Annotated in this window: 15 protein-coding genes; all 15 read left to right on the top strand. The window is 66.0% G+C overall.

All coding sequences use genetic code 11. The features are described 5' to 3' along the window. Nucleotides 1–93 precede the first annotated feature (93 nt). The 15 genes from bcsA to FQ755_RS14820 all read left to right on the top strand — a co-directional run bounded on the left by bcsA (nucleotide 94) and on the right by FQ755_RS14820 (nucleotide 23,437). The gene (gene bcsA, locus FQ755_RS14890) at nucleotides 94–2,340 is read left to right on the top strand and encodes a UDP-forming cellulose synthase catalytic subunit (RefSeq protein WP_144155402.1); all 2,247 of its coding nucleotides are present in this window, start codon (nucleotides 94–96) and stop codon (nucleotides 2,338–2,340) included. Next, entirely contained in the window at nucleotides 2,337–4,772 is a 2,436-nt protein-coding gene (gene bcsB, locus FQ755_RS14885; RefSeq protein WP_260858590.1) for a cellulose biosynthesis cyclic di-GMP-binding regulatory protein BcsB, read from the top strand. The genes bcsA and bcsB (FQ755_RS14885) overlap by 4 nt, the downstream gene beginning before the upstream one ends. Beyond that, nucleotides 4,741–7,257 (top strand): cellulose biosynthesis cyclic di-GMP-binding regulatory protein BcsB, encoded by a 2,517-nt coding sequence (gene bcsB / locus FQ755_RS14880; RefSeq protein WP_260858589.1) that lies wholly within the window; start codon nucleotides 4,741–4,743, stop codon nucleotides 7,255–7,257. Before bcsB (FQ755_RS14885) ends, bcsB (FQ755_RS14880) begins: the two co-directional genes overlap by 32 nt. Before the next feature lie 13 nt (nucleotides 7,258–7,270). After that, nucleotides 7,271–11,350, top strand: a complete 4,080-nt coding sequence (locus tag FQ755_RS14875; RefSeq protein WP_186308530.1) for a cellulose biosynthesis protein BcsC — start codon at nucleotides 7,271–7,273, stop codon at nucleotides 11,348–11,350. Between the two features lie 52 nt (nucleotides 11,351–11,402). Continuing rightward, nucleotides 11,403–12,053 (top strand): SGNH/GDSL hydrolase family protein, encoded by a 651-nt coding sequence (locus tag FQ755_RS14870; protein WP_144155396.1) that lies wholly within the window; start codon nucleotides 11,403–11,405, stop codon nucleotides 12,051–12,053. 55 nt (nucleotides 12,054–12,108) lie between these two features. Continuing rightward, nucleotides 12,109–12,801, top strand: coding sequence for an alginate O-acetyltransferase AlgF (locus FQ755_RS14865; RefSeq protein ID WP_144155394.1), 693 nt, complete (start codon nucleotides 12,109–12,111; stop codon nucleotides 12,799–12,801). A gap of 154 nt (nucleotides 12,802–12,955) precedes the next feature. Beyond that, nucleotides 12,956–14,365, top strand: coding sequence for an MBOAT family O-acyltransferase (locus FQ755_RS14860; protein ID WP_144155392.1), 1,410 nt, complete (start codon nucleotides 12,956–12,958; stop codon nucleotides 14,363–14,365). Nucleotides 14,366–14,370: 5 nt separating this feature from the next. After that, nucleotides 14,371–15,546 carry an alginate O-acetyltransferase AlgX-related protein gene (locus tag FQ755_RS14855; RefSeq protein WP_144155390.1) on the top strand — a complete coding sequence of 392 codons (1,176 nt, stop codon included), beginning with the start codon at nucleotides 14,371–14,373 and terminating at the stop codon, nucleotides 15,544–15,546. Then, nucleotides 15,524–17,185: a glycoside hydrolase family 44 protein gene (locus FQ755_RS14850; protein WP_144155388.1), complete on the top strand. Its 1,662-nt coding sequence runs from the start codon at nucleotides 15,524–15,526 to the stop codon at nucleotides 17,183–17,185. Before FQ755_RS14855 ends, FQ755_RS14850 begins: the two co-directional genes overlap by 23 nt. Before the next feature lie 193 nt (nucleotides 17,186–17,378). Next, on the top strand, nucleotides 17,379–18,251 hold the full coding sequence (locus FQ755_RS14845) for a MaoC family dehydratase N-terminal domain-containing protein (RefSeq protein ID WP_144155386.1): 873 nt from the start codon (nucleotides 17,379–17,381) through the stop codon (nucleotides 18,249–18,251). Next, a complete protein-coding gene (locus tag FQ755_RS14840; protein ID WP_144155384.1) occupies nucleotides 18,248–19,480 on the top strand; it encodes a CoA transferase in 1,233 nt (410 codons plus the stop codon). Before FQ755_RS14845 ends, FQ755_RS14840 begins: the two co-directional genes overlap by 4 nt. Nucleotides 19,481–19,534: 54 nt before the next feature. Next, entirely contained in the window at nucleotides 19,535–20,365 is an 831-nt protein-coding gene (locus FQ755_RS14835) for an HpcH/HpaI aldolase/citrate lyase family protein (RefSeq protein ID WP_144155382.1), read from the top strand. A gap of 16 nt (nucleotides 20,366–20,381) precedes the next feature. Beyond that, nucleotides 20,382–21,179, top strand: coding sequence for an SDR family NAD(P)-dependent oxidoreductase (locus FQ755_RS14830; protein ID WP_144155380.1), 798 nt, complete (start codon nucleotides 20,382–20,384; stop codon nucleotides 21,177–21,179). A gap of 212 nt (nucleotides 21,180–21,391) precedes the next feature. Then, the gene (locus tag FQ755_RS14825) at nucleotides 21,392–23,002 is read left to right on the top strand and encodes a GMC family oxidoreductase (RefSeq protein WP_144155378.1); all 1,611 of its coding nucleotides are present in this window, start codon (nucleotides 21,392–21,394) and stop codon (nucleotides 23,000–23,002) included. Between the two features lie 69 nt (nucleotides 23,003–23,071). After that, entirely contained in the window at nucleotides 23,072–23,437 is a 366-nt protein-coding gene (locus FQ755_RS14820) for an NIPSNAP family protein (protein ID WP_144155376.1), read from the top strand. Nucleotides 23,438–23,452 lie beyond the last annotated feature (15 nt).

Raw genomic sequence — 23,452 nt, 5'->3', positions numbered from 1 at the left:
GTTATTTCCGCCCACGGCGACCTGAGTCAAATCACGATAGCCGCGAACCTGCGCGTCGTGCCGAACCGGCGCACGCGCTAGGAGAGCTTTTTTATGGCACAAATCAAATACTGGCAGAAGCGGCCCGCGCCCATTCCCAACTCAGGCCAGAGCGACGACGCCGGCGACTGGGACGACACACTCCTGAGAGCCGGGACCTCGCTGCTGCCCTCGAACTGGCTGCGGCTGGCGGTGACGCTGCTGGCCGCGCTGCTCTTCACGTCTGCGATGACGGTCAATCTGGCGGTGTCGAAGCAATGGACGTTTGGCATCCTCTGCATGATCGTCGCGGTTCTGCTGAACCGGGTTCGCGGCAGGATCATCACCGTGTCGATGGTGGCGTTGTCGGTATTCGTCTCGTTGCGCTATCTGTACTGGCGCGTGACGCAGACCCTGTCCTTCAGCAGCCCGCTCGACATGACCTTCGGCTATCTGCTGCTGCTCGCCGAAGGCTACGCGGTGCTGATGCTGTTATGCAGCTACTTTCAGACGCTCTGGCCGTTGCATCGCCGCCCTGTGCCGTTGCCCGCCGACAGCGCCGAATGGCCGACGGTGGACGTGTACATTCCTACCTTCAATGAGCCGCTGCAGGTCGTGCGGCAGGCCGTGCTGGCCGCGACGCTGCTCGACTGGCCGGCGGAGAAGCTGCGCGTCTACGTGCTCGACGATGGACGCCGGGAGGAGTTCCGGCAATTCTGCGCGCAGGCCGGCGTCGACTATCTGACCCGGCCGAACAACGCGCATGCCAAGGCGGGCAACCTCAACGCGGCGCTGCCCAAAACCAGCGGCGAGTACATCGCGGTGTTCGACTGCGATCACGTCACCACGCGCTCGTTCCTGCAAGTCTGCATGGGCTGGTTCCTGAAAGATCCGAAGATGGCGATGGTGCAGACGCCGCACGTCTTCTATTCGCCCGATCCCTTCGAACGCAATCTGGAAACCTTCCGCAAGGTGCCCAACGAAGGCGACCTGTTCTACGGCGTGCTGCAGAACGGCAACGATTTGTGGAATGCCGCCTTTTTCTGCGGTTCGTGCGCGGTGCTGCGCCGTTCGGCGCTGGAAGAAGTGGGCGGCGTGGCGACCGAAAGCGTCACCGAAGATGCGTTGACCGCGCTCAAGATGAGCATGAAGGGCTACAACACCGGGTATCTCGCCATTCCGCAGGCGGCCGGTCTCGCCACCGAGAGCCTGGGGCGGCACGTCGGTCAGCGCATCCGCTGGGCGCGCGGCATGGCGGAAATCTTCCGCCGCTTCAATCCGCTCCTGATAGCGGGGCTGACGCTGCCGCAGCGGCTGTGTTACCTGAGCGCGATGATGCACTTCTTCTTCGGCTTGCCGCGCATCGTGTTTCTGATTACGCCGATGGCGTATCTGTTCTTCGGCGCGCAGGTGTTTCATGCCTCGGCGCTGATGGTCCTCGCCTATGCCGTGCCGCACCTCGTTATTTCAAGCATCGGCGCGTCGCGCATTCAGGGGCGCTTCCGCCATTCGTTCTGGAGCGAGGTCTACGAAACGGTGCTGGCCTGGTACGTCATCGTGCCGGCGCTGCAGGCGGTGCTGTTTCCCGGCAGCAAGGGTTTCAACGTGACGTCCAAGGGTGGGGTGATCCGCCAGTCGTTCCTCGACTGGGCGATGGCCCGGCCGTACATCGTGCTGCTGCTCATCAACCTGACCGGCTTTGCGTTTGGCGTGGCGGGGCTGATCCGCAGTCCCGGCTGGCCCGCGGCGACCAGCATTCTGTTCAACCTGGTCTGGGTCACCTACAACATCATGAACCTCAGCGCGGCGGCGGGTGTGGCGAGCGAATCGAGGCAATTGCGTCTCGCGCCGCGCGTCCAGATCGAGCTGCCGGCCGCCGTGATTCTGGCGGACGGACGCCGCATCGATTGTCTGACCAGCGACTATTCGCACGGTGGCCTTGGACTGGTGCTGCCGGAAGGCGAGCCGTTGCCGGAGCGCGGCGAGCACATCGCGGTTGCGGTGATCCGCGACAACATCGAGAGCATTTTCCCGGCCGAAGTGCAGGTGTGCCGCGGCCAGGCGATCGGCGTGAGCTTTCCGCCTCTGACGATCGCCCAGGAACGCGCCTGGATCGGCGTGACGTTTTCGCGCGCCGATAGCTGGATTGCCTCGTGGGGCAAATATCGTCCCGACCGGCCGCTGCGCAGCCTGTTCGAGGTTCTCGGCGTGGGCGTGCGCGGCTTCGGGGAATTGTTCCGGCATCTGTTCCTGGGTGGACGTGAACGCCTCGCGCGTGCGTCGGTGGAACCGGTTAGCGATCTGGGAACCAGGCAATCGTGAGTGCCGGTTACCTGTTTCTTTCGCGCTCGTTGACGAGCTCGCGCCGGATCGGCGCGCTATGCTGCTGCGCGCTGCTGCTCGGCGCGGGTGGGGCATCGGCGGGTGCTGCGCCGGCTGCCGCTGCGCTGCCGGCTGCATCGTTGTCCGCATCTTCGTCCGCCATTCAGGCGCCCGCCTTGCAGATGCCCGCATCGGCTGTCCCGGCGGATGCGGCCCAGCCAGGCTCGCAGCCGGATGCCGGCGCCACGCCGCCGTCCGACGCCTACACCTACCGCATCCCGCTGCTGCGGCAAAACGCCGAGCAGGGACTGAGCTTGCTCGGCGAGGAAGCCTATGCCGGCATGGACTTCGGCCTGCGTCCCGACGAGCGCGTAGTCGGCGCGCGGCTGGTGCTGGACTACAGTTATTCGCCCGCATTGCTGCCCGCGCTGTCGCATCTCAATGTGCTGCTCAACAGCGTCGTGGCGGCGACCATTGCCTTGCCGCAACCGGCGCCGCGGACCTCCGCGCGTCTGACGGTGGAGTTGCCCGTCTCGTTGCTGGCGGAATTCAATCAGTTGAATCTCCAGTTGATCGCTCATAGCAAGGCTAGCGATCAGGGCAGCCATCCGCTGAGTTCCGACCTGTGGTTGAAGGCGGGGCCGGATAGCGCGCTTGAACTGACCGTGGTGCCGACGCCGGTGCCGAGCGACCTGTCGCAACTGCCCGCGCCGTTCCTCGATGTGCGCGACGTGCGCCGGGCGGACCTGCCCGTCGTTCTGCCGCCGGCGCCGCGCGCGCGGCGCCTCGAAGCCGCGGGCATCGTGACCTCGTGGCTGGGCGCCCAGGCGGGCTATCGCGGCGCGCATTTCTCCGCGAGCCTCGGCGCGATACCCGCGCATGGGCATGCCGTGGTACTGGCGCTGCCGGGCGAATTGCCGGGCTTGATGCTGCCCGCCGTGGACGGACCCACGCTCGCCGTCGTACCCAATCCCAACGACGTGAACGGCAAGCTGTTGCTGGTCACCGGCCGCGACGAGGCGCAAATTCGCCAGGCGGCGATGGCGCTGGTGCTTGGTTCGAAAGCGCTGACGGGTGCCCGGGTCAAGCTCGATGCACCGATTGCCGTGGCGCCGCGCAAGCCGTATGACGCACCGAACTGGCTGCCGGCCGATCGGCCGGTGCAGTTGGGCGAACTGCTGCCGGCGAGCCGCTTCACGGTGCAGGGCCTTCGGCCTGGGGCGATCAGCGTGAACCTGCGTCTGCCGCCGGGTCTGTTCGGCTTCGACAACAGCGGGGCGGTCCTGAACCTGCATTACCGCTATACGGCGCGGCCGGAGTCGACGCAGTCGGAATTGCGCGTGCTGGCCGGCACCACGCCGATCCAGGCTATGCCGCTGCCCGGCGACGCCTCGGACGGCAATGCGGTGATGCGCATTCCTACCTATTTGCTGCCGCCGTTGACGACACTGCAATTCGACTATCGCTACGAGTCGGTCGCGACCAAAGACAACTGGGAAGATCTGCCTGGCGGCCCTCTCCTGAGCGCCATCGATCCCACTTCGACCATCGACATTTCGCATCTGCCGCGTTACGCCGCCATGCCGGATCTGCGCGCGTTCGGCGACGCGGGCTTTCCTTTCACGCGCATGGCCGATCTGTCCGAGACAGCCGTCATCCTGCCCGGACGGCCGGTTGCCGACGACTACTCCGCTTACCTGACGCTGATGGGCAGCATGGGCCAGGCGACGGGTTATCCGGTGCTGGGTGTGACGGTGGGCGATGCGGGCGAGGTCGACGCGCTGCGCCACAAAGACCTGCTGGTGCTGGCGTCGGGCGACAACCAGCCCTTGCTCAAGGCATGGCATGACGATCTGCCGCGCGGTTTCTTTACTCCCGCACCTGCCTCGAGTGGCGGGATCAGCAGCGGAATCAGCGGCGCAATCAGCGGCTTATGGGAACGGCTGACGGGCGGTCAGGCGCGCGCCCAGCGCGCCGCCGCCATCGCCGCGCTGTATAGCAGCGACGACCATGACGGCATGGTGGCCGGCCTGCGCTCGCCGCTGGCCGGCGGCCGCAGCGCGGTGGTGGTATCGGGTAATACGCCGGGCGGCCTCGATGCCGTCGTGAGCGTGCTGCAAGCCAACCGCTACCTCATCACGCGGCGTCCGGACGACAAGATCAACGGCAATCTCGCGGTCGTGCACGACGGCGCGCTGACCACCCTCAGCAGGGATCAAAGCTATTACATCGGCTCCTTGCCGCTTGGGCTCGCGCTCGAGTGGTTCTTTGCGAGCCACATTCTGCTGCTGCTCATGGCGACGCTCGTCAGCGTCGTGCTCATAGGTTTGCTCGGCGGCGTGTTTCTGCACCGGCGTGCCCTGCACCGATTGGACCTGGACATTCCCCAGGCATCGCAACGTGAAGAAGGACGAAAAGATTCTCATGTTTAGAAGACGGCCTGACATTTCCCGGGCACGCCTCGCGCGTTGCATGACCGTGCCGCCAGTTTGGCAGGCACTGCTACTCGGCTGCGTATTCGTCGCCCCCTCGCTGACCCAGCACGCGCAAGCGGCGGCCGCCGCGGCGCGCCCGGATGCAGCTGCTTCGACGGCCCATGCGGACGGCGCGTCGGGTGCATCTGCGACGGCCGCCGCATCCGCCACGTCCGCCACATCCGGCGCATCCGGCGCATCCGCGCAGCCCGCTGACGGTGCGACGCCCGCTGCCGCCACGGCTGGCACGGCGGCTTCATCCACCGTGACCTACACGCTGCAGCAATTGGGCGCTCAATACGCCCTCAACCTGCGCGGTGTCGACGGCAGCAATACGCTGCCGGTCGGCGTGCGGGACGATCAGGTGGTGAGCGGGGCGCGGCTGAATCTGCGCTATGCCTATTCGCCTGCGCTGCTGGCCGATGTGTCGCACATCAACGTGCTGGTCAACGACCAGGTGGCCGCCTCGATCGACGTGCCGAAGAACACGGGCGGTACCGCCCTGCAACGCACGATCACGCTGCCGCCATACCTGTTCACCTCGAACAGCAAACTGCGTCTGCAATTGATCGGCCACTACACCACGCAGTGTGAAGACCCGTTGCATTCGAGCCTATGGGCCAACATCAGCAACAACAGCACGCTGAGCATCGACACCCAGCCGCTGTCGCAGCCCAACGACCTGGCGCGTCTGCCGCGGCCCTTCTTCGACGGCCACGACATCCGCCGCCTGAATCTGCCGGTGGTGTTCGCCGGCAACCCGGATACGGCCGCGCTGGAGGCAGCCGGCGCCGTGTCGTCGTGGTTCGGCGCATTGGCGAACTATCGCAGTGCGGACTTCCCGGTGTCGATCGCCACCGTGCCTGCCAGGGGCAACGCGGTCGTCATCGTCGAAGATCCGGCGCAGGCGGGTTTGGCGGGCGCCCCGCTGCAAGGTCCGACGCTCGCCGTCGTGACCAACCCCAACGATCCCACCGGCAAGCTGTTGCTGGTGATGGGCCGCAACGGCAAGGAACTCAAGCAGGCGGCCGACGCCCTGGTTACCGGCAGCCAGACACTGTCGGGTTCGAGCGCGCTCATCACGCAGTTCGCCGACCTCGTGCCGCGCAAGCCCTACGACGCGCCGCGCTGGCTGCGCACCGACCGGCCTGTGTCGTTCGGAGAACTGATCGATGTGAAACTGCTCAACGTGTCGGGCTACAGCCCGGACCTGATCCGCATCAACACGCAGGTGCCGCCCGACCTGTTCGGCTGGCACGCGCCGAACGTGCCGATCGATCTGCATTACCGCTACACGCCGCAACCTTATATGGTCAACTCGTCGCTGCTGTTCAGCGTCAACGACCAGTTCATGAAGTCGGTGCCGCTGTTGCCGCTCGAACGCATCGAAGGCGGCAGCAAGCTGCGCGCCGAAGTGCTGCCCGACAGCAGCCTGCCGCGCGAGGCGAAACTGGAAGCGCCGCTGGAAACGCTTCTGCAGCCGAATACGCAGTTGCAGTTCCGCTACATGTACGACTACATCAAGCAGGGCGAGTGCCGCGACATCATCATCGACAACGTGCGCGGCGCGATCGATCCCGAATCGACCATCGATCTGTCGCAGTACCCGCACTACATGGCGATGCCGAATCTGGCCGCGTTTGCCCAGGCCGGTTTCCCGTTCACGCGCATGGCCGACCTGTCCACGACGGACGTCGTGTTGGGCGCCAACGCGGGTCCCGCGGAATATAGCGCGTATCTGGCCGTGATAGGCCGCATGGGCGATTCGACCGGTTATCCGGCGCGCGGCGTGACGGTGCTGCGCGGTCAGCGCATCGACGCGATGCCGCCCGGCAAGGATCTGCTCGTGATCGCCTCGGGCGCCGACCAGGCCTGGCTCAAGGATTGGGCGCAGTACATGCCCGCCGCGTATGAGCACAACGCGCAGTTCTCGGTGTCCGATCTGCCGGGCCGCGTGCTGGGCTGGTTCCATGCCAACCCGCGTCTCGATGCCGATGCGAGCCGCCTGTCGCTGGCCTATACCGGGCCGGGCGTGAGCGCCGTGCTGGCGGGCTTCGAGTCGCCGGCGGAAGAGGGCCGCAGCGTGGTGATGATGGTCAGCAACCAGCCCGACGGCCTGCAGGACGCGGTCTCCGCGCTGCTGGACGTGCCGAACTACGACAAGCAGCCCATCCAGGGCAGCCTCGTTTCGATTCGCGGCAAGGAGGTCGATTCGCTCGTCAGCGAGCACTCGTACTACGTCGGCCATCTCGGCATCTGGCGCGGCGTCGACTGGTGGCTGGCGTCGTTCGGGCTGTCGCTTGCCTGGGTGCTGAAGGCGCTAGGCCTCGTCGCGCTCGTGCTGATCGTGCTGGGCCTGTTCTCGTTCTTGCGGCGCCGTCAGGCCCGGCGCGATGCTGAAGCCCTGGAGCGGCTGCGGGCATTGCAGCAACAACAATCATAATCAGGGAAAGTTCATGTTAGTCAGCCGCAGCCGCAACCGGGCATGGATTATCGGACTGATGGTCGCCACCGTGGGCCACCCGGGATGGGCGCAGGAGGCGACGTCCAACATGCTGCTGGAACAGGGCCGCTACTGGCAGGCGCATGACAAGCCCGATCTGGCCGCGCAGTCCTGGTCGAAGCTGCTGCTGACCGATCCGAAGCAGCCCGAGGCGCTCTATGGCATGGGCATGATCGCGGTCGGCCGGCAGCAGTTCGCGGCGGCGAACGACTATCTGGGCAAGCTGCGGGCGGCCGCGCCGGACAGCCGCTTCGTGCCCTTGCTCGAACAGACCGTGCGCCTCGCGGTCGAGCCGGGCAAGTCCACGCTCGCCAGGGCGCGTCAGATGGCGCAGGACGCCGTCAACCAGAACGATCAGGCCGCGCTGTCGGCCGCGATGGCGGAATACAACAAGGCGTTGGGCGGGAAAGCGCCGCAGGGCAGCGTGGCGCGGGAGTATTACAGCTATCTCGGCTATACCAACGGTGGCATCGATCAGGCCATCCAGGGGCTTGGCCGCCTGAACGCCGAGACGCCCAACGATCCGAACACCCTGTTGCCGCTCGCCCAGCACATGGTGCGCGACGAACAGCAGCGCGGGGCCGGCATCGCGATTCTGGAAAAGCTGGCGGCGCGTCCTGACGTCGGCGGCGAAGCGACGGAAGTCTGGCGCAACGTGCTGACCTGGGTCACGCCCACGCCGAAAAACCGCGCGTGGTTCGAAGACTATCTGAAGCTGCATCCCGACGATGACGAAATACGTCATCAGATGACGGCGCCGCGTCCGCTGGCGACACCCGGTCCGGTGGTGGATCCGCGCCTGACACGCGGTTTCGCGGCGTTCAAGGCGGGCGACATCACCACCGCCGAGCAGTCCTTCACCGACGTGTTGCGCGACAAACCCGACAACACCGACGCGCTGGGCGGGCTCGGCCTCGTGCGCATGCAGCAGGGCGATCTGGCGCAGGCGCAGACGCTGCTGGCGCGGGCGGTAGCGCGTCCAGGCGCGGGCGCCAACTGGGCCAAGGCACTGCAATCCGCGCGCTACTGGCTGCTGGTGAACCAGGCCGAGGGCGCGCAGAACGTCGGCGACTTCGCCGCCGCGCGCCGCGAACTCGATCAGGCGCTGCGGCTGGATCCCGCCGAGCCGGGCGGCCGCGATGCGTCGGCGCGCCTGTATGCGGCGCAGGGCGATCTGACGCGCGCCGAAAAGCTGTATCGCGATGTCTTGGCCACGAGTCCGAATAATCGCGAGGCGGTGAGCGGTCTCGTCGAGATCCTCGCGCAGACCGGACGGGCCGATGAGGCGCAGAAGTGGATCGACGGCATGTCGGCCGAGCAGAAGGCCGGCATCGGCGGCCTCGACCGGTTGCGCGCCACGGTCGCCGCCGGCCGAGCCGATGCCGCTGCGCAGCGCGGCGATCTGGCCGCGGCCCGGCACATCCTCGAAGACGCCCAGCGGCTCTCGCCCGACAACCCGTGGATTCGTCTGGAGCTCGCACGCTACGACCTGAAGCAGGGACACGCGGACGAGGCGCGGCAGCTCGTCGACGGCCTGCTCGTCACCAATCCGGACAATCCCGAGGCGCTTTATGCGAGCGCCCTGCTGGCCATGCAGATGGGCGACTGGACCCGCGCTCAGGACACGATGACGCGCATCCCCAGCGCCTCGCGCACGCCGAACATGGTGGCGACGGCGCAGCAGATCGATTTTCAGGTAGCGGTGAAGCAGGCGTCGCAACTGGCGCTCGAAGGTAATCTGGACGACGCGCGCAACATGCTGGCGAGGCTCGAACCGGCGGCGGGTCAAGATCCGGCGAAGGTGGGCGCGCTGGCGCAGGCTTATGTCGACGCCGGCAATACGCCGCGCGCCATGAGCCTCATGCATGGGCTGATGCCGAACGGTCCGAAGGGCGCCGGCCCCGATGTACAACTGGCCTATCTGGGCCTGTTGCTCAAGACCGGCCAGAACGTCCAGGCCGGCAACGCGATGCGCGAGTTGCACGGCGAGACACTGACCGCCGATCAGCGCCAGCAACTCGACGATCTGAACTATCTCTACACCGTGCGGCTCGCCGACCAGCAGCGTCAGCAAGGCGACCTCGCGCTGGCCTACGACACGCTGGCGCCGATTCTCGCCAGGCGGCCCAACGACAGCCTCGCCACGGCGGCGCTGGCGCGCATGTACGCCGCCGACGACAAGTATGACGAGGCGCTGATCTATTACCAGAAGGCGCTCGCCAACGACCCCGGCAATCCAGGTCTGCAACTGGGCGTGGCGTTGGCGGCGGTGCAGGCCGGCAAAAACAGCGTGGCGGACGCGGCATTGAAGCAGGCCGTCGCCCAGGCCCCCAACGATCCCGACGTGCTGGCAGGGGCCGCGCGCATCTACGTCATGCAGGGCAAGACCCGCGAGGCGCAGCCGCTGCTGGAAGCGGCGATTGCCGCCAAGGAAAAGCGGCTCGGCGTGCAGGCGCAGGATACCCACGTGGCGGGCAATCCGTTTGTTCACGACGACGCTGCGCGCCGGCGTCTCGCCCGCAATAGCCGGCCGCCTGCTGCCGATACTTTCGCTGCACAAGCCGCCACCTCGGATGGCGCGCTAGCGGGCGACGGCGCGGCTTTCGGCTCCTCCGCGGCTCCGGCTCTGGTTGCGACTGCGACTGCGACGGCCGCTGCCGCCGGTGCTTCAGGTTCGACCTCGACATCCAGATTTGCCGCCGACCATTCGCCGTCCAACGCGGCATCCGGTCTCCCGACCGTGGCGGGCACGCCGCTCGGCGGCCCGGCGCAGGCGCCGCAAGACACGGTCGCGACGAGCGAGCCTCAGGACGGTTCGCCGTCGCTCGAGGAAATGCGCAGCGAGCTTCGCGATCTGCGCGCGCAGCGGTCGCCGGAAGTCGTGGGCGGCCTGTTCGTGTCGTCGAACAACGCGGCACCCGGCGCCGGGCAGTTGACGAGCGTGCAGGAACCGCTGGAGGGTGTGGTGCCGCTCGACAACGGCAAGCTCTCCATCCGTGTCACGCCGGTCGAGCTCGAAGGCGGCACGCTCGGCACCGACGTCTACAGCGCCAGCCAGTTCGGCGGCGGCCCGGCTGCCACGCGGGCGCAGGAGGCCGGCCGGGTCGCGACATTGGGCAAACAGACCGCTTACGGCGTGGGTCTCGGTTTCGGCTACGCGCTCGGCAACTGGATGGCCGACATCGGCAGCACGCCGCTGGGCTTCAGGTACGACAACGTCGTCGGCGGGGTGACGTTCAGGAACACCATCGACGCCAGCGACGGCAGCTGGTTCAACGTCGGTGCGTCGCGCCGCGCGGTGATGGACAGCATCACCTCGTTCGCCGGCTCCGCCGATCCGCGTTCCGGCCTGAGCTGGGGCGGCGTGACGGCGACCGGCGTGCATGGCGCGATCGGTCTCGACAATCAGGATTACGGCGTCTACGGCTACGGTTCCGGCAAATATCTCGACGGTCATAACGTGCAGTCGAATCTCGGCGCCGAGCTTGGCGCGGGAACGTACTGGTATCTGCATCGCACCAGCGACAGCATGCTGACCGCGGGCCTGAACCTGAGCGGCATGTTCTACGAACACAACGAGAACAACTTCACCTACGGCAACGGCGGCTATTTCAGTCCGCAGCGTTTCTACGCGTTTAATCTGCCGCTCACGTGGGCGCAGCGCTCGGACCGCTGGACCTACAAGCTGCAGGGCGCCGTCGGCGTGCAGTACTACCACCAGTCCGGCGCGCCGTATTTCCCGACCGACAGCGCGTTGCAGGCCGCGGCCGTCTCGGCGGCGTCGGGCATTGGTCTCGCCGACGGCGCGGTTCATCCGGGTCAGTCGTCGACCAGCGTGGGCTATAACCTGCTGGCCACGGCCGAATACCGCTTCACGAAGCATCTGACCGGGGGCGCTTCGGTCGGCGCCAACAACTCGTCCAGCTATCGGCAGTGGGCGGCGGGCCTGTATCTGCGCTATACGCTGGCGCCGCAGACCAAGGCGCTGGATATGCCGGTCATCCCTTATCAGTCGCATTACAACGATCAGTAAGCCGTCACGCTGATCGATCGGACAGTGTTTATTTTTCAGGAGTCAAAGAGTCATGCTTGTTTCCGTTCTTGCTGGTCTCAGCATTCTCATGATTGGCGATAGCCATCTGAGCGAACCCGGTTATCTCATCGACACGCTGCAGGACCAGATGATCGCTGCCGGCGCCCAGGTGCATACCTACAGCGTCTGCGGCAGCATTCCGGGCGACTGGGTGAAGTCCGTGCCGGGCACGTGCGGCGGCGCCGAGCGTAACGGCAAGGCGCCCCTCGTGATCGACCACAACGCCAAGACCCAACCCGTCGATCAGTTGATCGCTGCCAACAAGGCCAACCTCGTCATCATCGTCGAGGGCGACACGATCGGCGGCTATGGCAAGGACGATTTCCCGAAGGCCTGGGCCTGGCAGCAGGTCACCGCGCTCACGCAAGACCTCGCCGCCAGCAAGACGGCGTGCGTGTGGGTGGGGCCGGTGTGGGGCACGGAAGGCGGCAAGTACCAGAAGAGCTTCGCCCGCGTGAAGCAGCTGTCGTCGTTCCTTGCCACCAATGTCGCGCCGTGTCAGTACATCGACTCGACCACGTTCTCGAAGCCGGGCGAATGGGCGACGGTCGACGGTCAGCATTTGACGACGACGGGTTACAAGTACTGGGGCACCGACATCATGAAGGCGCTGGTCAAGCTGCCCGTCGTTCCGCAGAAGTGAGGCGCACAGCCGCGTGCTCCCGCCAGGTCCTGGTTTCCAGAGTTTGAGAAAAAGAATGAACAATGTCCTTTCCCGCCTGTTGTGGTCCGGGCTTGCGCTGTCCGGTCTCGGGCTTTCCACGCAGATGGCCACGGCCGCTGACATTCCGCTGTATCCGACCGGACCGGCGCAGGATTCGTCGTTCGTGCGTTTCGTCGATGGCGGCTCGCACCCGCTCGACGTCACCGCGGCCGGCTCGAACGCGCGTCTGTCGCTCGATGCCGCGAACCCGTCGAGCCACTTTTTTCCGATCGCCGCGGGCAAGCCGGTGGCCGGCACGCTGAGTGCCGGCAGCGCGCGCCAGGAGGTGTCGGCGACGGCGCAGCCCGGTGAGTTCGTCAGCATCGTGGCGCTCGACGGCATGGATAAAGGCGGACTGCATACCGTGACGGTGCGCGAAAAGCCGGACGATTTCAACGCGCTCAAGGCCTCGGTGGCGTTCTATAACCTCGATGCCGGGTGCGCTGCGCCGACCCTGAAAGTGCCGGGCCGCGACATCGTGCTGCTCGACGGCGTGGCGGTGGGGCAAGCCAAACGGCGGCAGGTCAATCCGGTTTCGCTGTCGGTGCAACTGGCCTGCGGCGGTCAGCCGGTGGGGCAACCGCTGAGTCTGGGCACGCTGGTGGCGGGGCAGCGCTATACGGTGATGCTGGTGCCGGCTGGCGCGCACTCGCGCATCTTCTTTGCGAACGACGCGGTGAGCCACTGAGCGCCTTGGCGCAGCTTCCTTGAGACGACGCGGCGCATCGTCGAACCCGGCAGTCTCCGTCTGGTCGTCCCGTTGCGGCGGGAGACGGCGCAGGGTTCGCTGTGTTTGGCGATGGCGCGTCGGCCCAGCCCTCTCTTTCGACTGAGAACGATGCATGGTTTTCGCGTCCCTGGAATTCCTGACGCTGTTTCTGCCGGCCTTCCTCGCGATTTATGTCGCGTCGCCCGCGCGCTGGCGTAATGGCGTGCTGCTGTTTTGCAGCTGGTTTTTCTATGGCTGGTGGAGCCCGGTGTTTCTGCTGCTGTTCATCGCGCTGACCTTCTGGGGCTGGCTCGGCGGCATCGTCATCGACAGGGCGCGGGAGCGGCGCGCGCGCGGCGCATGGCTGGCGTTTTTTATCGTCGTCAACGTCCTGACCTTGTGCTGGTACAAGTACGCCAACATCGTGATCGAAAGTCTCGACAGCGTGCTGACGCTGGGTCATGCGGGGCCGATCCCCTGGCGGCATGTCGCGCTGCCGATCGGGCTGTCGTTCATCGTGCTGCAATCGATCTCCTATCTGATCGACGTGCAGCGCGGCACGGTGCCGGCCGATCGCAGCATGATCCGTTATGGCGCCTATCAGGGAATGTTCGTACACCTGATCGCCGGGCCTATCATTCGCTACGCCTGGGTCAGGCGCGAACTGGTGTCGCGCGAGGTCGGCTGGGACGGCTTCACCGCCGGCGCGCGGCGGCTGATGGTGGGCATGAGCATGAAGGTGCTGGTAGCCGATACGCTCTCGCCCGTGGTCGATGCGATCTTCTCGCTGCACGCGCCCACTTTGGCCGATGCCTGGCTGGGCTGCGGCTTTTACACGCTACAGCTATTCTTCGATTTCGCGGGTTATAGCGCCATGGCGATCGGCCTGGGGCAGATGCTGGGCTTTCGCTTTCCCGAGAACTTCAACCATCCGTATCTCGCCAGCAGCATCCAGGATTTCTGGCGGCGTTGGCATCTGTCGTTGTCGAGCTGGATACGCGACTATCTGTACATCCCGTTGGGCGGCAACCGTCACGGCGAGTGGAAAGCCTGCCGCAACCTGCTGTTGACCATGGCCATCGCCGGCCTGTGGCATGGTGGTGATAGCTGGAACTTCCTGTTGTGGGGCATCGCGCATGGCGCGGCGCTGATGGTGGCGCGTCTGTGGCGCCGTTTCGCGCTGCCGGCCGTGCCGTCGTGGTTATCGCACGTATTGACGCTGCTTTTCGTCATGCTTGCGTGGACACTGTTTCGCGCGCTCGGCTTTCACGCGGCCGTGGCGATGTATCGCGGCCAGTTCGGCCTGAACGGCATCGGCTTGAGCGAGACGTTAAGCGTGCTGCTGCGTCCGATGCATGCGCTGGCGGCCGGGCTGGGTGTCGTCTGTGTGGTGTTGCCGCTGTGGCAGTCCCGTTGGGACAGTCTTCCCGACACGCGCCTGCGTCAGTTGTGGCAGGCGGTGTGGCCGCTGGCGGGCTTTCTGTTGTCGTTCGGGCTGATCGTCGCGCGCGGCGCGGTGCCTTTCCTTTACTTCCAGTTCTGACGCCCATGGAAGATCCCAAGCCGCTACCTCAATTACCCGCCACGCCCGCCGGCAAGGTTGTCGCCGTCATCCTGATGGGCTTCCTGTTCGCTGGGCTGATCGGCAATATCTGGTTCGCGTCCACGACCGGGTCGCTGCTGCCGCATGCCGTGAGCCGGGCGGGCATTCTGGACGGGACCGTATCGAAGGAACTCGCGAGCCGCATGGCAGACATGCCGATTGCCGCCGACGCGGCGCGCGCGCAACGCGCGCTCGGCTGGCTGACGCTGCACGATCTGGGACCACGCGTGCGGCAGGGCTGCCCCGGCTGGCTATTCCTGCGCGACGAACTGAACGTCTATGCCGACGGCGACCGTCATCTGGCGACGCGCGCGGCCACGGTCGCCGCCGTGCAGCGTGAACTGGCCGGTCACGGTGTCGCCTTGCTGGTTGTGGTGGTGCCGGACAAGTCGCGCAGCGAGCCGCAACGTCTCTGCAGTCTGGATCGACCCGCTTCGCTGAACGCGCGCCTCCATGACTGGACCTCGCGTCTGAGCGGCACGGGCGTGCCGGTGCTGGATCTGAGTCCGGCGCTGCACGGCGTGCCGGGCGACGCCTTTTTCCGCACCGACACGCACTGGACCCAGGATGGCGCGGGCGCCGCCGCCCAGGCCGTGGCGCAACGCATCCGCGCGATGGGCGTCCCGCTGGGTTCGAGCAAGCCCGGCTATCGCGTCACCAGCAAGCCGCCCGCGCGCCGCCCCGGCGATCTGGTGCGCCTCGCCGGCCTCGATGATTTGCCGCTCACCTGGCAACCCACGCCCGAGATCGTCGCGAGCCGCGACTACAGCCACGAGGCGCAGGCGGCATCGTCGGCCGACGATCTGTTCGGCGATGCGGATTTGCCCAATATCGCCGTGATCGGCACTTCGTATTCGACGACGTCCGATTTCGTGCCGCAACTGGCCTTGGCGCTCGGAACAGGGGTAGGCAATTTTGCGCGCGAGGGCGCGAAGTTCGGCGGCGCGGCGCGCGCCTATTTCGCGAGCCCGGCTTATGCTCAGACACCACCCAGGCTGATTGTTTGGGAATTGGACGAACGCGATCTGCAATCGCCGCTCGAAGTGGACGATACGGTCGCCGTGCCGCAACCCCGCGCCACCGATTCAGGGACGCCGCATGTCGAATCCAGCACGCTTTAACCGCCGCACCTTGCTGGCGACGATGCTCGGCTCGGGCGCGCTCATGTGCGCCCATCTGCTGATGGCCGCGCCGCTGCCCGTCACGATTACCGTGAACGCCGCAGCCAACCGGCATCCGATCAGCCCGCTCATCTACGGCCTGAACTTCGGGACGGCAGACATCCTGCGGGATTTGCGCGTCCCCATCAACCGCTCGGGCGGCAACACCGCCTCGACCTACAACTGGCGGATCGATGCCCACAACACCGGGCAGGACTGGTTCTTCGAGAGCGTGCCGGTCGACCCAAAAGGTATCTATCAGTATAACGAACGATTCATCGACGCGACCCGCGAGGCCCACGCCACGCCGATGCTGACCATCCCGATGATCGGCAGGGTGGCCCGGCTCGACAGGAACGGCAAGCCGCTCGCCAGTTTCTCGGTCAGCAGGTACGGCAAGCAGCAGGCGGTCGATGCCCACGGTCTGCCCGACGCCGGTAACGGCATCGCACTGGACGGTACGCCGATTAAAAACGACCCGGACGATGCATCGATGCTGGACGATCCACAGAGCCAGCAGGAGCGTATCAATCAACTCGTGCACGGACCCGGCCGCGCCGCCCCGGAGGGTTCGCATTACTACATGATGGACAACGAGCCGAGCCTGTGGCACGTCGACCATCGCGATATCCATCCCATTGGCGAGCATGCCGGCGAGATAGCGAGCAAGGTGATCGCGTATTCGCGCGCCCTGAAGACAGCCGACCCGGCAGCGCGGATTGTGGCGCCGGAAGAATGGGGCTGGACAGGGTATCGCTACAGCGGCTTCGATCAGCAGTATCTGGCCGCCCACGGCGCCGGTACTCCACCGGATCGGGCCAACGAAACGCACGGCATGGATTACGTCCCCTGGTTGCTTGCGCAATGGAAGCAGGCCGGCCATCCCGTCGATGTTTTCAGCCTGCATTTCTATCCGCAAGGCGGCGAATTCACGGGAAACGAAGCGGCGTCGGCAACCGAAGCGCCTGCCGTCGAACTTGCCCGCAATCGTTCTACGCGCGATCTGTGGGACACAAGCTATAAGGACCCGACCTGGATCAATAGCGTGATCGCGTTGATTCCGTTAATGCGGCAATGGGTGGATACCTGGTACTACCCAGGAACGCCGGTCGCGTTGACGGAATATAGCTGGGGCGGCGACATGACCATGAACGGCGCGACGGCCCAGGCCGACGTGCTGGGCATCTTCGGGCGCGAAGGTCTGGATATCGCCACGCGCTGGGGCGTCCTGAATCCGGACATGCCGGTGTACAAGGCGATCAAGCTCTATCGCAACTACGACGGTCAGGGCTCGGGCTTCGGCACCACCAGCGTCGCGGATACGCAGCCGGACCCGGACCAGGTGTCGTCGTTCGCGGCCTTGCGGGACCACGATCACGTCATGACCATCGTGGTGATCAACAAGCAGCTCGATCAGGCAGCGGACGCCACCATTGCGATCAATAATTTCGATGCGTCTCAGGGTAAGGCCGAGACCTGGCAACTCATGGACAACGCCATCACCCGCCAGCACGACACCGACTATGCGAGCGGCAAACTGCACCTGACGCTGCCGCCAAAAACCGTGACGCTGCTGGTTTTGCACGGCGCAGGCGGGTAATCAGCACACCTACCGGGTTCATGACCGGCACCTATGGATGCATGGAGCCGCGGACGCGCGGCTGGCGGAGCTTGGCCGCGTTCGCGCGATCATTGATCGATCAATCCGCATAGTCTGCCTAATAATTTGGTTTGTCAGGCCTGTCGAGTTTCCCTAACCTGTCTGCACATCGACAGATTGGCTGACGCGAGGCATGACCACCGAGACCGCACACGACTGGACCGACCGCATCGAAACGCAGGCCGGTTATTTCGATCGCTTCCGCGCAGCGGCCGCGGCTGCGACGCTGGACGATCAGGTTAGCGAAATATCCGGCGACGCGCCCGAGACGGGCGACCCGCTGCCGCTGCTTTGGCACTGGATGTGCTGCATAACGCCTGCGCCCCTCAGTCAGCTAGGCGCCGACGGCCATCCCATGCGCGGCATCTTTGTTCCGCCGCCCGATCTGCCGCGCCGCATGTGGGCCGGCGGCCGCCTGACGTTTCATGCGCCGCTGCGCGTCGGCGATACGCTGACCCGCACCTCGTCGGTGGCGAGCGTGCGTGAGACGAATGGCCGCTCGGGCAAGCTGCTGATCGTGACGCTGTGGCATCAGTACAGCCGCGGCGCCGAACGACTGATCGACGAACAGCAGGATCTCGTCTATCGCGGCCCGTTGGCGGGCGGTCACGAGACGCCTGCGCCAGGCCAGCCAGCGCGCGACGACGCGCGCTGGCAGCAGCGTGTGCAGCCGGACCCCGTGCTGCTGTTCCGCTATTCCGCCTTGACCTTCAACGCGCACCGCATTCACTACGACCTCGACTATGCGAAGCATACGGAAGGGTACGCGGGGCTCGTCGTGCACGGTCCATTGCTCGCGACGCTGCTCGTGCGGCTGGCCGCACGAACCACCCGCCGCCGGATGACGACGTTCGCGTTTCGCGGTGTCCGTCCGCTTACCGGTATGCAGCCTTTTTTGCTATGCGGCGCGCCGCGTGCGGAAGGCAGCACGGTGGATCTCTGGACGCGCGATGCGCAAGGCCATGTGACCATGGAGGCGCACGCCACTTTCGGAGAGCCGTCGTGAGCTACGATTTTCTGCGCGGCGTGCGCGTAATCGAGAGCTCGGCGTTCATCGCCGCGCCGCTCGCGGGGCTCACGCTGGCCCAATTTGGCGCGGAAGTGATCCGGGTCGACATGATCGGCGGCGGCATCGATTACAACCGTATGCCGGTCGCGCCGTCCGGGCGCAGCCTCTACTGGACGGGGCTGAACAAGGGCAAGAAATCGATCGCGGTCGATCTGCGCAATCCGGCGGGCCGCGAACTGGTCCAGCGGCTCGCGACGGCGCCCGGCCCCGAGGGCGGCGTGCTGCTGACCAACATCGGCGTGCCGTGGCTCGATCACGCGACTCTCGCTGCGCGGCGCGCGGACATGATCAGCTGCACGATCGAAGGCAATTTCGACGGCTCGACGGCGGTCGATTACACGGTCAATTGCGCAAGCGGTTATCCGCTCATCACCGGGACAGGCGATACGCCGGTCAACAACCCGTTTCCTGCATGGGACGCCTGCTGCGCCTACCAGGCGGCAATGGCGATCGCCTGCGCGCTGATGTCGCGCCGGCAGACGGGCGCCGGCAGCGAGTTGCGGCTCGCCTTGTCGGACGTGGCGTTTTCGATGTTGTCGCATCTGGGCGTGATGACCGAAGTGGAGGTGCTGGGCAGCGAACGCGAGGCGATCGGCAATCACATTTATGGCGCATTTGGCCGCGATTTCGTCACGCGCGACGGCCGCCGGTTGATGGTCGCCGGCGTTTCCGCGGGACAGTGGCGCGCGCTCGTCGACGCATGCGGCCTCGCGCCGGAACTCGCGCGACTGGCCGCAGGCATCCCTGCCGACTTCGCCCGCGAAGCCGACCGCTATGCCGCACGCGAGGCGATTGCGGCCGTGTTCGAGCCGTGGTTCGCGGCGCGTCCATACGACGAGATCGCGGCGCTTTTCGAGGCGCGCCGGGTGTGCTGGGGACCCTACCGGAGCGTGCGCGACCTGCTCGCCGACGATCCCCGGGTGGGCGAAGCGAATCCGCTTTACGAACGCATGAGCACGGCGGGCGTCGGCACGCATTGGGCGGCCGGCACGCCGGTGCGCGCGCCAGGTCATCCGCGCACCGCACAGCAGCCGGCGGGGCTGCTCGGTGAACATACCGACGAAGTGCTCGCCGACGTGCTCGGCCTCGATGCGTCCGCGCGTGCGCAGTTGCATGACGCGCACGTGGTGGCGGGCCCGCAGGCCGATCCCACCGCCTGCCGCTGATGCCCTGACCCCATGCTCCCACCACGCACGCTCACTTCCTGAAACTTTGCCACGATGAATCCAGACGACCTGCGTTCATGCCTGTTCGTGCCGGCTACACATCCTGAACGCTTCGACAAGGCCATGCGCAGCGGTGCGGATGGCGTGATCCTCGATCTCGAGGATGCCGTGGCGCCGGCCGCGAAAGCACAGGCGCGCGAAGCGGTGCGCGGCTGGATGGACGCGGGCGGGCGCGCCCTGGTGCGAGTCAACCCGCCCGGCAGCGCGTGGTTCGACGACGACATGGCGCTGTGCGACCGGCAAGGCGTGCTTGGCGTCGTGCTGCCGAAAGTCGGCGACCCGCGCGACCTGGAACGGGCGGCGAGCTGTCTGCGAGAGCGCAAGCCGTTTTTGCCGCTGATCGAATCGGCGGCGGGCGTCGCGAATGTCGAACGGATTGCCGCATGGCAGGGCGTGGCGCGGCTATTGTTCGGCCCGGTCGATCTGGCTGCCGACCTCGATCTGCAGGGCAACGAGGACGCGCTGTTGTACTTTCGCTCGCGGCTTGTGCTGGCCTCGCGCGTGGCCGGAATCGGCGCGCCGCTCGACGGCCCGTCGCTCGAGTTCCGCGACCTGCATGCCGTGCAGCAGGCGAGCGACTACGCGCGGCGCCTCGGCTTTGGCGGCAAACTGTGCATTCACCCGGCGCAGGTGCCGGCGGTGAATCGTGCGTTTACGCCGGACGACGCGGAGTACGCGTGGGCGGAGCGGGTTGTCGACGGTGCGCGTGGCGGGGAAGGGGTATTCATGGTGGACGGACAGATGGTCGATGCCCCCGTCATTGCGCGCGCCCAGCGGATTCTTGCGCGGGCGGGGCGCGCGCCGCGCTCCGATACGGGTCATTAGCGAGGACGACGTCGATATGTCAGGAGAACGAATCGATGTGCCGCGCGCGGCTCAACGATCCACGATGCTGCGCGGCAGGACGGCGCTGGTGACGGGTGCGAGCGAAGGCATCGGCGCCGCGATTGCGCTGGCATTGGCGGGCGTGGGCGCGAACCTCGTGCTGGTGGCGCGCACAGCCGGCAAACTCGACGAGATGGCGCGACATGCGCGCGCAGCCGGCGCGGGCCGCGTGAACGTCGCGCCGGCTGACGTCACGTGCAGCCACGCCATGCGCACGCTGATCGATGGTCTCGACGGGCTCGATATCGTGGTCAACAACGCGGGGACCAATTTCCCAGGTCCCTTTGTCGAGGTGTCCGACGACGAGCTCGACCTGATGCTGCGGCTCAACGTGCGCTCGTATTTCGTGGTGGCGCAGGCCGCCGTGAAACGCATGCTCGCTCAAGGGCCGCGCATGACCGACGCATGCGTGATCAACGTGAGTTCGCAGATGGGACACGTGGGCGCGCCGCAGCGCAGCCCGTACTGCATGACCAAGCACGCGATAGAAGGGCTCACGAAAGCCATGGCGGTGGAGCTGGCGCCGCAGCGCATTCGCGTGAACAGCATTGCACCCACCTTCATCGATACACCGCTGATTCGCCGCATCGTCGATACACCCGCGAAGCAGCGCGAGATGGTTGCAAGGATTCCGTTAGGCCGTCTCGGCCAGATCGAGGACGTTGCGGGCGCGGCGCTCTATCTGGCCTCTCCCGCAGCGGCGATGACGACCGGCACCTGTATGCGCGTGGACGGCGGCTGGACCGCGCAATGAATCGTGCAATGAGCCGCGTAATAAGCAGCGCAATGAGCCGCGCAATGTGCGGCACGATGAACGCACGCAACGGGTGCAGCGGCGATTGATCGGCCAGATTGCAGAATGGCTCACATTATTGCGCTGGTCAGGTCGAGGCGACGACCGTAAAGTAACGTCACAACATGAAGCAGCCCGAAGCGTGGCGTGCCATAAGGAGCGAGACACAGCAGATGGACACGAAGCAATACGATTACATCATCGTGGGTGCGGGATCGGCGGGCTGTGTGCTGGCGAACCGCCTGTCAGCCGATGCGCGCACCCGTGTGCTGCTGCTCGAGGCGGGGCCGCCCGACAGCAAACTGTGGATCAGGATTCCGGCCGGCATGACCCGCCTCATTTCCGACCCCGGCGTGAACTGGCGCTATACCACCAGCAGCGAGCCGGGCCTGAACGGCCGCATGCTGGCCTGCCCGCGCGGCAAGACGCTCGGCGGGTCGAGTTCGATCAATGGCCTCGTTTATATGCGCGGCCATCCCGACGACTACAACCATTGGCGCGAACTGGGCAACGCGGGCTGGGGCTGGGACGACGTGCTGCCGTTCTATCGCCGCAGCGAATGCTACGAGGGCGGCAGTACCGCGTATCACGGCGCCGACGGCGAACTGAGTGTCGAGAATCTGAAAGCGCCGCATATTGCATCGCGGGCATTTGTGGAAGCGGGCCAGCGGATCGGCGTGCCGTTGAATACGGATTTCGGCGGCGCGACGCACGAGGGCATCGGTTTTCTGCAACTGAATCTGCGCCAGGGGGTGCGTGAATCCGCCTCCAGCGCGTTCCTCACGCCCGCGAAGCATCGGCCGAATCTCGACGTGCAGGTCAACGCCCATGTGCTGAAAGTGCTCACCGAGGGCCGGGTCGCGACGGGCGTCGTATATCGCCAGGGCGGTGTCGAACAGCGCGCGCTGGCGGGCGAAGTGATTCTTTCGGGCGGCGCGATCAATTCGCCGCAACTGCTGATGTTGTCGGGGATCGGTCCGGCGCAGCAACTGCGCGGGTTCGGGATCGATGTCGTGCACGATCTGGCGGGTGTCGGCGAGAATCTGCACGATCACACCTACGTGCATTATCTCGCGGAGGTTTCGCCGGAGTTCTCCATCAACCGCAAGATCTCGTCGAATCTGCGCGTGCTGCCGCATGTGCTGCGCTATGTCTTGACCCGCAGCGGCTTGCTGACCAGCGCGGCTGCCCAGGTCGGCGCGTATCTGCGCTCGCGTCCCGGTCTGACGCGGCCCGATCTGCAACTGCAATTCCGGCCGTTCAGCATTCTCGTGCGCAAGGACGGCCGCATCACCGCGGAAAATGTTCCGGCCGTGACTGCCTCGTGCAGCCAAAGCCGGCCGAAGTCGCGCGGCAGGCTGTCGCTCGCCGCCGCCGATCCGTTCGCGCCGCCGCAAATCCTCTTCAACTATCTGACCGACAGCGAGGACTGCCGCGTGCTGATGTCCGGCGTGCGCTGGATGCGGCGGATGTTTGCCGCGTCGCCGTTCGTCGAGCACGTCGTGAAGGAAACCGTGCCGGGCGGCGGCGTGGATTCGGACGACGAGCTGCTGGCGTATCTACGCGCGAATGCCCAGCCGATGTATCACCCGGTGGGTAGCTGCAAGATGGGGCGCGACGGCATGTCGGTGGTGGACGAGCGCTTACGGGTACATGGCATCGAGCGGCTGCGGGTGGTGGATGCGTCGGTGATGCCGGCCATTACCTCGGGCAACACCAATGCGCCGACCATCATGATTGCGGAAAAAGCGTCGCAGATGATTCTGGAGGACGCGCACGGCTAGCCGGCGCCGCCGCGGTACGCGGCGTCGTTTTCGGAAAACGGACATTCACACCATTTAGGAGAGCAGATCATGTTCGTGGAAGAGCGTATCTATACCCTTGTACCCGGCAAGGCGCCGGACTTTCTGAAACTGTACGAGGAAGAGGGCATGGCGATCCAGGCACGGCACTTGCCGTATATGGTCGGCTATTACTCGTCGGAGATCGGCACGCTGAATCTGATCGTCCATCTCTGGGCATTCGACGACATCAACCAGCGCGTCAAGCTGCGCGAGCAGATGGTGGCCGACCCCGACTGGCAGGACTATCTGAAGAAACTGATGCCGCTGATCGTCGACCAGCAGTCGCGCATCCTGCGGCCGGCGCCGTTCTTCGTCGAGCGGCTGCAGACGCTGGTGGAGGCGAGCAAGACCGCGCGCGCCCGGGTGGCGGCCTGAATTAGCGGCTACGTC

The sequence above is a fragment of the Paraburkholderia sp. BCC1885 genome (assembly GCF_900996235.1).
Classification (GTDB): domain Bacteria; phylum Pseudomonadota; class Gammaproteobacteria; order Burkholderiales; family Burkholderiaceae; genus Paraburkholderia.
Note: the sequence above shows the minus strand (reverse complement) of the source record. Positions and strands in the feature narration are given on the sequence as shown.